14 protein-coding genes are annotated in these 12669 nt (G+C 72.1%); 10 read left to right on the top strand and 4 right to left on the bottom strand.

Going from position 1 to position 12669, the window contains the following annotated elements; translation table 11 throughout:
- Window positions 1-174 (top strand): hypothetical protein, encoded by a 174-nt coding sequence (locus ACFWBD_RS02180; RefSeq protein ID WP_199875966.1) that lies wholly within the window; start codon window positions 1-3, stop codon window positions 172-174.
- A 214-nt stretch (window positions 175-388) separates the two neighbouring features.
- Here the strand turns inward: ACFWBD_RS02180 and ACFWBD_RS02175 are convergent, their stop codons facing one another.
- Window positions 389-1393: a Gfo/Idh/MocA family oxidoreductase gene (locus ACFWBD_RS02175; protein WP_385661326.1), complete on the bottom strand. Its 1005-nt coding sequence runs from the start codon at window positions 1391-1393 to the stop codon at window positions 389-391.
- A gap of 211 nt (window positions 1394-1604) precedes the next feature.
- A complete protein-coding gene (locus ACFWBD_RS02170) occupies window positions 1605-1913 on the bottom strand; it encodes a hypothetical protein (protein ID WP_385661323.1) in 309 nt (102 codons plus the stop codon).
- Window positions 1914-2031: 118 nt separating this feature from the next.
- Here ACFWBD_RS02170 and ACFWBD_RS02165 point away from each other — a divergent pair, with 118 nt between their 5' ends.
- A complete protein-coding gene (locus ACFWBD_RS02165) occupies window positions 2032-3066 on the top strand; it encodes a LacI family DNA-binding transcriptional regulator (protein ID WP_385661320.1) in 1035 nt (344 codons plus the stop codon).
- Window positions 3067-3365: 299 nt separating this feature from the next.
- Here the strand turns inward: ACFWBD_RS02165 and ACFWBD_RS02160 are convergent, their stop codons facing one another.
- Window positions 3366-4523 (bottom strand): Gfo/Idh/MocA family protein, encoded by a 1158-nt coding sequence (locus tag ACFWBD_RS02160; RefSeq protein WP_385661534.1) that lies wholly within the window; start codon window positions 4521-4523, stop codon window positions 3366-3368.
- 129 nt (window positions 4524-4652) lie between these two features.
- Here ACFWBD_RS02160 and ACFWBD_RS02155 point away from each other — a divergent pair, with 129 nt between their 5' ends.
- Window positions 4653-5699, top strand: a complete 1047-nt coding sequence (locus ACFWBD_RS02155; RefSeq protein ID WP_385661317.1) for a LacI family DNA-binding transcriptional regulator — start codon at window positions 4653-4655, stop codon at window positions 5697-5699.
- On the opposite strand, the gene ACFWBD_RS02150 is transcribed toward ACFWBD_RS02155, so the two are convergent.
- The gene (locus ACFWBD_RS02150; RefSeq protein ID WP_385661314.1) at window positions 5689-6075 is read right to left on the bottom strand and encodes a cupin domain-containing protein; all 387 of its coding nucleotides are present in this window, start codon (window positions 6073-6075) and stop codon (window positions 5689-5691) included. The two genes, ACFWBD_RS02155 and ACFWBD_RS02150, sit on opposite strands and share 11 nt — an antisense overlap.
- Window positions 6076-6197: 122 nt before the next feature.
- Here ACFWBD_RS02150 and ACFWBD_RS02145 point away from each other — a divergent pair, with 122 nt between their 5' ends.
- The 7 genes from ACFWBD_RS02145 (at window position 6198) to ACFWBD_RS02115 (ending at window position 12578) form a co-directional block, all read left to right on the top strand.
- Window positions 6198-6710 carry a hypothetical protein gene (locus ACFWBD_RS02145; RefSeq protein WP_385661311.1) on the top strand — a complete coding sequence of 171 codons (513 nt, stop codon included), beginning with the start codon at window positions 6198-6200 and terminating at the stop codon, window positions 6708-6710.
- Between the two features lie 139 nt (window positions 6711-6849).
- On the top strand, window positions 6850-7500 hold the full coding sequence (locus tag ACFWBD_RS02140) for a GntR family transcriptional regulator (RefSeq protein WP_351767874.1): 651 nt from the start codon (window positions 6850-6852) through the stop codon (window positions 7498-7500).
- 49 nt (window positions 7501-7549) lie between these two features.
- Window positions 7550-8302 carry a PIG-L deacetylase family protein gene (locus ACFWBD_RS02135; RefSeq protein WP_385661308.1) on the top strand — a complete coding sequence of 251 codons (753 nt, stop codon included), beginning with the start codon at window positions 7550-7552 and terminating at the stop codon, window positions 8300-8302.
- On the top strand, window positions 8299-9003 hold the full coding sequence (locus ACFWBD_RS02130; protein ID WP_385661307.1) for a 4-carboxy-4-hydroxy-2-oxoadipate aldolase/oxaloacetate decarboxylase: 705 nt from the start codon (window positions 8299-8301) through the stop codon (window positions 9001-9003). Before ACFWBD_RS02135 ends, ACFWBD_RS02130 begins: the two co-directional genes overlap by 4 nt.
- A complete protein-coding gene (locus tag ACFWBD_RS02125; protein WP_385661304.1) occupies window positions 9000-10112 on the top strand; it encodes a 4-oxalomesaconate tautomerase in 1113 nt (370 codons plus the stop codon). The genes ACFWBD_RS02130 and ACFWBD_RS02125 overlap by 4 nt, the downstream gene beginning before the upstream one ends.
- Window positions 10109-11059: a VOC family protein gene (locus tag ACFWBD_RS02120; RefSeq protein ID WP_385661301.1), complete on the top strand. Its 951-nt coding sequence runs from the start codon at window positions 10109-10111 to the stop codon at window positions 11057-11059. The genes ACFWBD_RS02125 and ACFWBD_RS02120 overlap by 4 nt, the downstream gene beginning before the upstream one ends.
- A 193-nt stretch (window positions 11060-11252) precedes the next feature.
- Entirely contained in the window at window positions 11253-12578 is a 1326-nt protein-coding gene (locus tag ACFWBD_RS02115; RefSeq protein WP_385661298.1) for an MFS transporter, read from the top strand.
- Window positions 12579-12669: the final 91 nt, after the last annotated feature.

Raw genomic sequence — 12669 nt, 5'->3', positions numbered from 1 at the left:
ATGCAGGAGGAAGAGCAGGCCGGCACCGCGGAGGTCCGGCGCCGGGCCCGGTTCGGCGCGCTGCCCGAGCGAGTGCGCCCGCAGGACATGGTCGAGGAGCGGCCTGCCACCCCCAGGGACCCGGACCGGGACGCCTACGACCCGGACGAGTTCGCGGTCCGCTACGGCCTGTGAGCCGGTGAGGGCGGCCGGGGAACATCTCTCCCCGGCCGCCCTCGGGCGCGGATGCCCCACGGACCCGCGGACAGGGCGCGGATGCCCCACGGACCCGCAGACCCACGGCCCCAGGGCCCCACGGACCCGCGGACCCGCAGACCCGCGGACCCGCAGACCCGCGAACCCGCAGACCCGCGGACCCGCGGACCCACAGGCCCGCGGACCCACAGGCTCAGGAGGCGCGGACCTCCGCGATCGTCACCGGCCGGTGCTCGTGCAGGGACAGCGTGCACGCCTCCGCGATCCAGCCCGCCTCCAGGGCGTCCTCGATCGTGCAGGGCGAGGTACGGGTACCGGCCACGACCTCCGTGAACGCGGTGAGTTCGGCGCGGTAGGCGGCGGTGAAGCGGTCCATGAAGAAGTCGTGCGGGGTACCGGCCGGGAAGGTCACCCCGGGCTCCACCGAACGCAGCGGCAGCTTGTCCTCCAGGCCGACCGCGATCGAGTCCGTGAAGCCGTGGATCTCCATCCGGACGTCGTAACCCCGGGCGTTGTGACGGGAGTTGGAGACCACCGCGATCGTGCCGTCGTCGAGGGTGAGGATCGCGCCTGTGGTGTCGGCGTCGCCCGCCTCCTTGATGTAGTCGGCGCCCCGGTTGCCGCCGACCGCGTACACCTCCGTCACCTCGCGGCCGGTGACCCAGCGGATGATGTCGAAGTCGTGCACGGAACAGTCCCGGAAGATGCCCCCGGAGGCGGCGACGTACGCGGCCGGCGGCGGCGCCGGGTCGAGCGTGGTCGAGCGGACCGTGTGCAGCTTGCCCAGCTCGCCGGCCGTCACGGCCGCCCGCGCGGCGACGAAGCCCGCGTCGAAGCGGCGGTTGTAGCCGATCTGGATGGGGACGGCACTGTCCTGGACGGCCTTGAGGACCTCGACGCCCTCGCTCATGGTCCTGGCGACGGGCTTCTCGCAGAAGACGGGGATGCCCGCCTGGACGGCGGCCAGGATCAGACCGGGGTGGGCGTCCGTCGCCGCCGCGATCACGACACCGTCCACCCCGGCGGCCAGCACGGCCTCGGGGGAGTCCGCGACCTCGGCGCCGAACCGCTCGGCGGCCCTTTTGGCGGCCTCAGCGAACGGGTCGGCCACGACGAGCGACCCGACGGCGTCGAGTCCGGAGAGGGTCTCGGCGTGGAAGGCGCCGATGCGGCCGAGGCCGAGGATTCCGATGCGCATGTGCTTCGCTGCTCCTTGTGTGTGGTTGCTGTGCGTTGCCGGGGCTCCGCCCCCGGACCCCGGTCGCCCTTCGGGCTCGTCCTCGACGGCCGGACGGGCTTGATCGGTCCGGGCCGCCCGGTTCGTTCCGGTCCCAGTCGATCACCGAACCGGTGACCACGCCCGACCAGGCCGGTCTTTCGACGACGTGCCCCATGGACGGGCGGTCCTTTCAGCTCGTGCGCCGAGCGCGTCGAACACGGCGGTGGCCCGGTCGACGACCGCCGGATCGGGGAAGGCGTCCCGCGAGACCGACTCCGGGACCGTCGCTCAGGGCCCGCACCGGTTCGGCGCGGACCGCGCGGCCCGTGACGGGGGCGCGCAGGCGCTCACTGTCGTGGGCGATGACGTTCCCCTGCACCGCCGAGGCATGCGGGAACTCGGGGCGGTCGGTGGTGCGCTCGACGAGCGTGCGGAAGGTGTCGAGATCGCAGTCCTGCCCGGTCGGCCAGGCGTGGCCCCGCACGGAGATGAAGGACATCGTCGTCCCTTCGATGACAATGGCGGCTCAGCGCTGCCATTCTTGTCATGACAAACCCGTCGAACAACCGGCAGGCGGCCATCAAAAACCCCTCAAGCAGATCCCCTGGGAGCATTTCGTGGGCCACCCCTTCCCCATCCGAGAGATCGCACGTCAGGCGGGTCTGAGCGAGGCGACCGTCGACCGGGTGCTCAACGGCAGGGGAGGGGTGCGGGAGTCCACCGTGCAGGAGGTCCAGCGCGCCATCGCCGACCTGGACCGGCAGCGGACCCAGGTCAGGCTCGTCGGGCGCACCTTCATGGTCGACATCGTCATGCAGGCGCCGGAACGGTTCAGCACCGCCGTGCGGGCCGCCCTGGAGGCCGAGCTGCCGTCCCTGCACCCGGCCGTGCTGCGCTCGCGCTTCCATTTCCGTGAGACCGGACCGGTCCAGGAGCAGGTCGCCACCCTCGACCGGATAGCCCGGCGCGGCTCCCAGGGGGTCGTTCTCAAGGCGCCGGACGTACCCGAGATCAACGCCGCCGTCGGCCGGCTGGTCGCCGCAGGGATCCCGGTCGTCACCCTGGTCACGGATCTGCCGGCCAGCGCCCGCCTCGCCTACGTCGGTATCGACGACCGGGCCGCCGGCGCCACCGCCGCCTATCTCATGGGCCAGTGGCTCGGTGACCGCCCCGGCAATGTGCTAACCAGCCTGAGCAGCGGCTTCTTCCGCAACGAGGAGGAGCGCGAGATGGGTTTCCGCAGCGTGATGCGGGCCCGGCATCCGGAGCGCACGCTGGTCGAGATCGCCGAGGGGCAGGGGCTGGACGCCACGCAGTACGAGCTCGTGCGGGCCGCGCTGGAACGCGACCCGGACATCCGCGCCGTCTACTCCATCGGCGGAGGCAACGACGCCACCCTGCGTGCCTTCGCCGACCTCGGCCGTGAGTGCGCCGTGTTCGTCGCGCACGACCTCGACCACGACAACACCCGGCTGCTGCGCGGACACCGGCTGTCCGCCGTCCTCCACCACGACCTGCGCCACGATGTGCGCGAGGCCTGCCACACCGTGATGCGGGCGCACGGCGCGCTGCCGCCGGCCGGTCCCACGCTGCCGTCGGCGATCCAGGTGGTCACCCCGTACAACCTGCCGCCCCGGCCGGCAGCCGGCTGAAACCGGTGGCCGGCCGGGGTGCGGGATCCGCCGGGGCGTGGGATGCGGGGGCCGCTCAGTGCCGCAGGGCCGGTGTTCCTGCCGCCGGGGCGAGGCACGCGGCGCTGTGGTACGTGCAGACGCCCAGGGCCGGCAGCCAGTAGCTGAGGACGGCCCCCGTCAGGGCGGTCGTGCCCCAGCCGTTCGCCGCGTAGAAGAACGCGGGTCGAGCACGCCGCCCCCCCTGAATCCTGGCGTTCCCGGGGCGCGCGGTCCCTGGGCCTGAGAGCCGGACCGTAGGGGTGGCCCTACCGCCACCCCTACGGGTGCACGTCCACCCAGGAGCCGCTCTCCGCGGAGCGTGTCATCGCCTCCAGCACGGTCGCGCTGCGCACCGCGTCCGCGAGTGTCGCCCCGTAGGGGGTGCCCTCGGCGACCGAGCGCAGGAAGCGGTAGGCCTCCACCACCTTCAGGTCGTCGTATCCCATGGCGTTCGCCGCGCCCGGCTGGAAGGCGCCGAACTCACCGTCGCCCGGGCCGACGTACACCGTGCTGACGGGCTGGTCCTGGTAGGTGGCGCCGCGGCTGACGCCGAGCTCGTTCATCCGCCGGAAGTCCCAGAACACGGCGCCCTTGGTGCCGTGCACCTCGAAGCCGTAGTTGTTCTGCTCGCCGACCGAGACCCGGCAGGCCTCCAGCACGCCCCGGGCGCCGGAGGCGAAACGCAGCAGGCAGTTGACGTAGTCCTCGTTCTCGACCGGGCCGAGTTCGCCGCCGACAGCGAGGCTGTGGCCCGCCGTCGCTCCCGTCGGGCGGGCCCGCTCGGGGACGAAGACCGCTGTGTCGGCCGTCAGGGACGTGATGTCGCCGAGCAGGAAACGGGCCAGGTCGACGCCGTGCGAGGCCAGGTCGCCCAGCACTCCGCTGCCGCCCCGCTCCCGCTCGTAGCGCCAGGTCAGAGCGCCGTCGGGGTGGGCCGCGTAGTCGCTGAAGAGACGGACGCGGACGTGGGTGACCGTGCCGAGCTCACCGGCGGCGATCAGGTCGCGGGCGCTCTCCACGGCGGGCGCGTTGCGGTAGTTGAAGCCGACCGCGCCCTGCACGCCCGCCTCGGCCACCGCCTCCGCCACCGCCCGGGCGTCCGGGGGAGTGAGGCCCACCGGCTTCTCGATCCAGATGTGTTTGCCCGCCTCGGCCATCGCGACACCGATCTCGCGGTGCAGGAAGTTCGGCGCGGTGATGCTCACGGCCCGCACCCGCGGGTCGGCGGCCACCTCGCGCCAGTCCCGGGTGGCGGACGCGAAGCCGAACTGCTCCGCGGCCTCGTCGGCCCGGCCGGGCACCTCCTCGGCGACGGCGACCAGCTCCGGCCGCAGGGCCAGCCGCGGGTAGTGGTGCCGGACGCGGGCGTACGCCTGGGTGTGCACCCGGCCCATCCAGCCGAACCCCACGACGGCCACTCCCAGCGCATCCACCATGGCAGTCACCACAGCCCTTCCTTGGACCGCTCCATTAGCTGACCAAGCCACCCTGCGGGCCGTTTCCCCAGGGTGTCAAGGGTTTCCGGACCCTTTGACAACCGGTGCCACACATGGAACGGTCCAATCATGAGAGCACCGACCATTCGTGACGTCGCCGACCGGGCCGGGGTGTCCAAGTCGCTGGTCTCCCTGGTGCTGCGCGGCTCCGGCCAGGTGCGTGCCGAGAAGCGGGAGGCCGTCCTGCGGGCCGTGCGCGAGCTGGGCTACCGGCCCAACGCGGCCGCGCGCAGCCTCAGCGAGCAGCGCGGCCTGCCCGACTCCCGGCCGCACTCGGGCGGGGGGACCCCCATGGTCGGCGTCCTGCTGCACGACCTGCGCAACCCCTGGTACGTGGACCTCCTGGACGGCCTCAACTCCCTGCTGCACGCGAGCGGCCTGCACATGCTCCTGGCCGACGCCCGGCTGCACCGGCGCGTCGGCCAGGACCCGGCCGGGCCCTTCCTGGACCTGGGAGCCCACGGGCTGGTCGTGGTCGGCACGCTGCCCGACCCGGCGGCGCTGGAGACCGTCGCCGCCCGGATGCCGGTCGTGGTCGCGGCGGCCCGTGAGCCGGTGCCAGCCGGGGTGGACCTGGTGGCGAACGACGACGAGCGCGGCGCCCGCCTGGTCACCGAGCACCTCGTCGGGCTCGGCCACCGCCGCATCGCCCATCTGGCGGGCTACGGCGCCGTCGCCGACCTGCGCCGGCGCGGCTTCGAGGCGACCATGCGGGCGGCGGGACCGGCCCAGGTGGCCCTGGTCGAGGCGGGGGACATGACCGAGGAGGGCGGCTACCGGGCCCTGGTGCGGCTGCTCGCCCGCCCCGACCGGCCCACGGCCGTGTTCGCCGTCAACGACATGACGGCGGTGGGGGCGCTCTCGGCGGCCGAGGAACTGGGCCTGCGGGTGCCGCGCGACCTGTCCGTGGTCGGCTACGACAACACCGGCATCTCCCGGCTGCGCCATGTGTGGCTCACGACCGTCGACGGCGCCGGCCACGAGGTCGGCCGCCGTGCCGCCCGCTGTCTGCTGGACCGTCTCGAACGCCCGGGCGGAGAGGGACGGCTGCAGCTGGCCCCGCCGGTCCTGGAGGTCCGCGGCACGACGGCGCCCCCGCCCGCGGTCACAGCGTGATCGCGTAGGCCTTCCGCAGCGTCTCGTGGACGGTCCAGGTCGTCCGGTCGCCCTCGCGCAGTACCGCCATGTCGCCGGGGCCGACCGTCAGCGTGGGACCGCCCTCGACCTCGACGGTCGCCGACCCGCTGATCACCACGAACAGCTCGTCCGCCTCGGTGTCGGTGACGACGCCCGGGGTGATCTGCCAGATCCCCCTGACCTGACGGCCGTCGGCCGACTCCCACACCACCTTGCCGGTCACCTCGGGGGTCCCGGCGACGATCTGCCGCGGATCGAGCGGCTCCGGCTCGAGGTCGGCGTCGGGGATGTGGACGACGAAGCTGTGGGGCGGGGGGCCGCCGGGGCTGCCGGCGGTGCTGCTGTCGGTGCTCATGGGGCGACCCTAGCGAGGCCGTACGTCCGCCGGGCGTGGACACTGTGTGGGCTGTCGGCCCAGGTGGGAGGACACTTCGTCACGACTGGCGGCCCGTGCGGGACGGGGTGATCGTGGAGCCCATGGCGGACGACACCGCGGCCGCGCGCGAGCCGCACCGGCACGACACGCGTGCGGCTCTTCTCTTCGGCGGTGTCTACGGCGCGGTCCTCGCGAGCTCGATGGTCGCCGCGCTCAGCCAGCACGGGCACACCTCCCAGAGCAGCCGCCGCTACGACGCCGCCTGGCTGCTGGTGACCGCGTTCGCCTCGGCGCTCGCGCACGGCTACGCCCACTACATCGCCGAGCGGGGCGCGCACCGCCGGGGGGACGTGCTGCGCACCCTCGCCGAGGAGTGGCCCCTCGTCGTGGCCGTGCTGCCCACCGTCCTGATCCTCGCGGGCGCCGGCTGGGGCTGGTGGCCGGCGAGCGGGGTGGAGTACGCCGCGTTCGTCCTGAACATCGCCCTGTTGTTCGTCCTCGGCCTGGTCACGGCCCGCTGGTCGCGCCGCCCGTGGGCCGTCGCGGTGCTGATCGGGGCGGTGGACGCGCTGCTCGGCGTGATCGTGGTCGTGGCGAACGCGTTGATCAAGTAACCCGTACCGTCCTTCGCCGTACCCGTCCGGTGGGAACATGGCGCGGCGGCAGCACGCCCGCAATACGGCGGACAAAATTGTTGACAATCTTGTTTCGCTAGATTTAGGTTCGACAGGCACTCACTCAGGGAGGGCAACCATGCCGAAAGAAGCCCGTCCGAGCACCGGGGAGCAGGCCAAGCAGCATGCGCTCGCGCAGCTGCGGCAGGCGATCCTGCACGGCGAGATGGCACCGGCCCAGCGGCTGGTGGAGAACGAGCTCGCCGAGCAGTTCGGTGTGACGCGGGCCAGCATCCGCGCGGCGCTCATCGATCTGGAGTCCCAGGGACTCGTCGAACGGATCCGCAACCGCGGTTCGCGGGTGCGGGTGGTGACCGTGGACGAAGCGGTCGCCATCACCGAGTGCCGCATGGTCCTCGAAGGGCTGTGCGCGGCGAAGGCGGCCGTCGCGGCCAGCGACGACCAGCTGAGCGAGCTCACCGACCTCGGCACGGCCATGACCAAGGCCGTCGCCGACGGCGAGCCGGTCACCTACTCCGACCTGAACCACGAACTGCACGTCCGCATCCGGGAGTTCTCCGACCAGCGGACCGCGCAGCAGCTGCTGGAGCGGCTCAACGCCCAACTGGTGCGCCATCGCTTCCAGTTGGCGCTGAGGCCGGGGAGGCCGCAGCAATCCCTGAACGAGCACCTGACCATGATCGAAGCGATCCGGGCCAGGGACCCCCAGGCGGCCGAGACGGCCGTCCGCGCCCACCTCACCAGCGTGATCGAGGCGCTGCGCGACTGATCACGGCTGCGCGGGGCGGGCGCCCACCTGTTACCAAGGAGATCTGAGAATGACCCAGGCCAACGCGCCCGCCAGCCCACCACGATCGACCCTCGTCGTCACCGCGCACGCCGGCGACTTCGTGTGGCGGGCGGGCGGCGCCATCGCCCTGGCCGCCTCCCGCGGGGAGAAGGTGACCATCGCGTGCCTGACCTTCGGCGAGCGCGGTGAGTCCGCCAAGGCGTGGCGCGAGGGCAGGAAGCTCGACGAGATCAAGGCGATACGCCGGGACGAGGCCGAGCGCGCCGCCGCCACCCTGGGCGCCGAGGTCCGCTTCTTCGACGCCGGCGACTACCCGCTCGTGGCCACCGCCGAGCTGACCGACCGGCTCGTCGCCGTCTACCGGGACACCCAGCCGGACGTGGTGCTGACCCACCCCACCGAGGACCCGTACAACGGCGACCACCCGGCCGCCAACCGCATGGCGCTGGAGGCCAGGGTCCTCGCCCAGGCCATCGGCTACCCGGGTGAGGGCGAGATCATCGGCGCGCCGCCGGTCTTCTACTTCGAGCCGCACCAGCCGGAGATGAGCGGCTTCAGGCCCGAGGTGCTGCTCGACATCACCGAGGTGTGGGAGACCAAGCGCGAGGCCATGGAGTGCCTCGGCGCCCAGCAGCACCTGTGGGACTACTACACCGACCTCGCCGTGCGCCGGGGCGTCCAGCTCAAGCGCAACGCCGGTCCGAACCTGGGCCTGGCGCACAGGACCATGGCCGAGGCGTTCATGCGCCCCTACCCGCAGATCGCGAAGGAGCTGGCGTGAGCGGCGTGATCGTCACGAATCCGCCGAAGGCGGAGCTGAAGGACGTCGACGCGCTGGCCGGCTTCGGCGTGGCCACGGTCGGCGAGGCGATGGGCCGGACCGGACTGCTGAGCCCGGAGATCCGCCCGATCCAGCAGGGCGTACGGGTCGCCGGAACCGCCGTGACCGTGCTCAGCTGGCCCGGCGACAACCTCATGATCCACGCGGCCGTCGAGCAGTGCGGTGAGGGCGACATCCTGGTCGTCACCACCACCTCCCCGTCCACCGACGGCATGTTCGGCGAGCTTTTCGCGACCGCGCTGCAGCGGCGCGGGGTGCGCGGCGTGATCACCAACGCGGGCATCCGCGACACCCAGGAGCTGCGGGACATGGGCTTCGCGGCCTGGTCGCGGGCCGTCTCCTCGCAGGGGACCGTGAAGGCCACCGGCGGCTCGGTCAACGTGCCGATCGCGATCGACGGCCAGGTGATCCGTCCGGGCGACGTGATCCTCGCCGACGACGACGGTGTCGTGGTCGTCCCACGCGTGCGTGCCCGCGCCATCGCGGAGGCGTCCGAGGCCCGCGAGGCCAAGGAGGCCCGCTCCCGTGCCGCCTTCCTCGACGGCGAACTCGGCCTGGACCGCTACGGGTTGAGGGAGACCCTGAAGCGGCTCGGCGTCGAGTACAAGACGTACGACACCTACGCGGGGGAGTCGTCGTGACCTCCGTGCCCGAGGAGCTGCCCTGCCTGCTGATGCGGGGCGGCACCTCCAAGGGCGCGTACTTCCTCGCGGACGATCTCCCCGCCGAACCGGCCCTGCGCGACGAGCTGTTGCTGCGCGTCATGGGCAGTCCGGACGCACGCCAGATCGACGGGCTGGGTGGCGCCCACCCGCTCACCAGCAAGGTGGCCGTGGTGTCGCCGTCGGCCGACCCGCACGCCGACGTCGACTACCTCTTCCTTCAAGTCGGTGTGGACCGGCCGGAGGTGAGTGACCGTCAGAACTGCGGCAACATCCTGGCCGGCGTCGGCCCGTTCGCCGTGGAGCGCGGACTCGTCGCCGCGGGGGAGGCGGAGACCGCCGTCCGTATCCGCATGGTCAACTCCGACGACTACGCGACGGCGACCTTCCCGACGCCGGGCGGTCGCGTGGACTACACCGGCGCCGCCGAGATCTCCGGGGTGCCGGGGTCGGCCGCGCCCGTGGTGATCGAGTTCCCGCCGGGCACCGGCGCGCTGCTGCCCACGGGCAACGTCCGGGACGAGATCGACGGTGTGGCGGTGACCTGCGTGGACAACGGGATGCCCACGGTGCTCATCGCGGCCACCTCCCTCAAGGTCACCGGCTACGAGCTACCGAGGGACCTGGAGGAGGACGTCGCGCTCGCCGACCGGCTCCGGACGATCCGCCTGGCGGCGGGCCGGCTGATGGGCCTCGGCGACGTCTCGGACACCACCGTGCCCAAGCTCACGCTGCTCGCCGCGCCCCGCGACGGCGGCGCGGTCACCACCCGCACCTTCATTCCGGTGCGCTGCCACCCCTCGATCGGGGTACTTGGCGCGGCCAGCGTCGCGGCCGGCCTGCGGATCGAAGGCAGCGTGGGGGCTGATCTGGCGAGGATCGACGCCGGAAGTGACCGAATTCGCATAGAACATCCCTCTGGATTCCTGGATATCGAAAGTAGCCTCGGGGCAACCCCCGACGGTCTGCCCTCCGCCCGCCGCACCGCCGTGGTGCGCACGGCCCGAAAGATCTTCGACGGCACCGTCTTCCCCAGGTCCGCCGAGACGGCCCCCCTGCCCGCACGCTCCCTTGGAGGTCAACGATGACTCCGCCGCTCGGCGACATCGCCCACATCGGCCACGCCCAGCTCTTCACCCCGGACCTGGACGCCAGTGTCGGCTTCTTCACGGACTACCTGGGGCTCACCGTCAACGGGCAGGACGGCGACACGGTCTATCTGCGGACCTTCGACGACTACGAGCACCACAGCCTGGTGCTCACCGCCCGCGAGCAGCCCGGCCTCGGCCGGCTGGCCCTGCGCACCTCCAGCGAGGAGGCCCTCCGGCGCCGGGTCGAGGCGGTCGAGGCGGCGGGCGGCACCGGCCACTGGGCCGAGGACGAGCCCGGCCTCGGCAAGCTGTACGTCACCACCGACCCGGACGGCCACGAGCACGCCCTGTACTGGGAGAGCGAGCACTACCGGGCCCCCGACGGGCTGAAGCCGGCCCTGAAGAACCAGCCGCAGGCCAAGCCCAACCGGGGCGTGGGCGTACGGCGCCTGGACCACATCAACTTCCTCGCCGCCGACGTGCTCGCCAACTCCGAGTTCCAGCAGAACCTGCTGGGCGCCCGTCCCACCGAGCAGATCCGTCTAGACACGGGGAGGATCGCGGCGCGCTGGCTGACGTACACGAACAAGTCGTACGACGTCGTGTACACCTCGGACTGGACCGGCAGTTCCGGGCGGCTGCACCACATCGCGTTCGCGACCGACACCCGTGAGGACATCCTGCGCGCCGCCGATCTCGCGATCGACTCGGGCGTGTTCATCGAGACGGGCCCGCACAAGCACGCCATCCAGCAGACGTTCTTCCTGTACGTCTACGAGCCCGGCGGCAACCGCATCGAGCTGTGCAACCCGCTCACCCGCCTCGTCCTGGCCCCCGACTGGCCGCTGGTCACCTGGACCGAGGAAGAGCGCAAGAAGGGGCAGGCCTGGGGTCTGCGGACCATCGAGTCGTTCCACACGCACGGCACACCGCCCGTGAGCTGAGCCTGTTCCCTCGGGTGCGCAGGGCGTCGGCCAGCGGACCAGTGGATTGTCGATGAGATTGTTGACAAAAGTGTTGACTCTCTCGGGGCTGATCCTTAGCGTCTTGCGCACACCGGGTCAGCCGCACGAGCCGCGCCGGCCCTCTTCACTCGTCCCCTCCAGGGTTCGTCTCCTGGACGAGAGGAAAACAACGATGTCCTCCTCCCCCGCTCTGTCCGCCCGCGGCAGCAGACTGGCCCTCCTGGTCGTCGGTCTGTGCTGGCTGGCCGTGCTCTTCGACGGCCTCGACATGTTCATCTACGGCTCGGTGCTGCCGCACCTGCTGGAGACGAAGACCTTCGGCCTCACCCCGGCCACGGCCGGCGACCTCGGCAGCTACGCCACCTTCGGCATGCTGATCGGCGCCCTCACGGCGGGCACCGTCGCCGACCGGATCGGGCGCAAGAAGCTGATGGTCGGCTGCGTGATCCTGTTCTCGCTGGCCTCCGGCGTGTGCGCGATGGCGGGCAGCGTCGAGGTCTTCGGCCTCGGCCGGACGCTGGCGGGCGTCGGCCTCGGCGGCCTGCTGCCCACCGCGATCAGCATGGTCTCCGACTACGCCCCGCGCGGCCGCGGCGCCATCATCATCGGCCTGCTGATGACCGCCCACCACGCCGGCGGCATCCTCTCCGCCTACGTCGCCAAGTGGCTCATCGACCCGGTCGGCTGGCGCGCCGCCTTCTGGGTCTGCGTGCTTCCGCTGCTCTTCGCCCCGGTGCTCGCCAAGCTGCTGCCCGAGTCGCTGAGCTTCCTCGTGGCCAAGGGCCGCGATGCGGAGGCCCGCGAACTGGCCACCCGCTACGACGTCGAGCTGCCCGCCGCGAAGTCCGGCAAGCAGGGCGCGGCCGACCGCTGGAACGCGCTCCAGAACCTCTTCCGCGGCGGCGAGTGGACCCAGACCCTGCTGTACTGGCTGGCCTCCTTCGGCGGTCTCCTCCTCGTCTACGGCGTCGCCACCTGGCTGCCCACCCTGATGCGCGCCGAAGGCTACGAGCTGGGCTCGGCCCTGTCCTTCGTGGTCGTCTTCAACCTCGGCGGCATCGTGGGCATGCTGGTCGCCGGGCGTGCCGCCGACCGGTTCGGCGCCCCGCGCATCTCCGCGATCTGGTTCGCGCTGACCGCCGCCGGCGTGTTCCTGCTCAGCGTCCACATGCCGATGAGCGTGACGATGATCGTCGTCTTCTTCACCGGCGTCTTCCTCAACAGCGCCCAGACGATGATCTACGCCACGGTCTCCATCCGCTCCCACGCGGACGACCGGGCCACCGCCGTCGGCTGGACCTCCGGCATGGGCCGCTTCGGCGCCGTGTTCGGCCCGTGGCTGGGCGGCCAGCTGCTCGCCTCGAACCAGGGCGACTGGGGCTTCACCGCGTTCGCGATCGCCGGCCTGTCGTCCATGGTCTTCATCGGCATCGCCGCACTGCGCAGCTCGAAGCAGACTCCGCGCGGCGCCGACCAGGAGCTGGTGGGCGCCCACTGAGCGAGCGCACGACGCACGGCTGACACCGGGGGCGCAGGACGGACGCCGGTCACCGCACGAGGTGCGGGGGCCGGCGTCCGGTCGCACGCTC

The organism is Streptomyces sp. NPDC060002 (genome assembly GCF_042737245.1).
Lineage (GTDB): Bacteria > Actinomycetota > Actinomycetes > Streptomycetales > Streptomycetaceae > Streptomyces.
This window is presented reverse-complemented; position numbering and strand designations above follow the sequence as displayed.

Bases quoted from the DNA above. Each gene is read 5' to 3' on its own strand.
- ACFWBD_RS02115 (WP_385661298.1), top strand. From the start codon at position 11,253: ATGTCCTCCTCCCCCGCTCTGTCCGCCCGCGGCAGCAGACTGGCCCTC.
- ACFWBD_RS02155 (WP_385661317.1), top strand. From the start codon at position 4,653: ATGAGAGCACCGACCATTCGTGACGTCGCCGACCGGGCCGGGGTGTCC.
- ACFWBD_RS02135 (WP_385661308.1), top strand. From the start codon at position 7,550: ATGACCCAGGCCAACGCGCCCGCCAGCCCACCACGATCGACCCTCGTC.
- ACFWBD_RS02120 (WP_385661301.1), top strand. From the start codon at position 10,109: ATGACTCCGCCGCTCGGCGACATCGCCCACATCGGCCACGCCCAGCTC.
- ACFWBD_RS02140 (WP_351767874.1), top strand. From the start codon at position 6,850: ATGCCGAAAGAAGCCCGTCCGAGCACCGGGGAGCAGGCCAAGCAGCAT.
- ACFWBD_RS02180 (WP_199875966.1), top strand. From the start codon at position 1: ATGCAGGAGGAAGAGCAGGCCGGCACCGCGGAGGTCCGGCGCCGGGCC.
- ACFWBD_RS02160 (WP_385661534.1), bottom strand. From the start codon at position 4,523: ATGGTGGATGCGCTGGGAGTGGCCGTCGTGGGGTTCGGCTGGATGGGC.
- ACFWBD_RS02150 (WP_385661314.1), bottom strand. From the start codon at position 6,075: ATGAGCACCGACAGCAGCACCGCCGGCAGCCCCGGCGGCCCCCCGCCC.
- ACFWBD_RS02175 (WP_385661326.1), bottom strand. From the start codon at position 1,393: ATGCGCATCGGAATCCTCGGCCTCGGCCGCATCGGCGCCTTCCACGCC.
- ACFWBD_RS02145 (WP_385661311.1), top strand. From the start codon at position 6,198: ATGGCGGACGACACCGCGGCCGCGCGCGAGCCGCACCGGCACGACACG.
- ACFWBD_RS02170 (WP_385661323.1), bottom strand. From the start codon at position 1,913: ATGTCCTTCATCTCCGTGCGGGGCCACGCCTGGCCGACCGGGCAGGAC.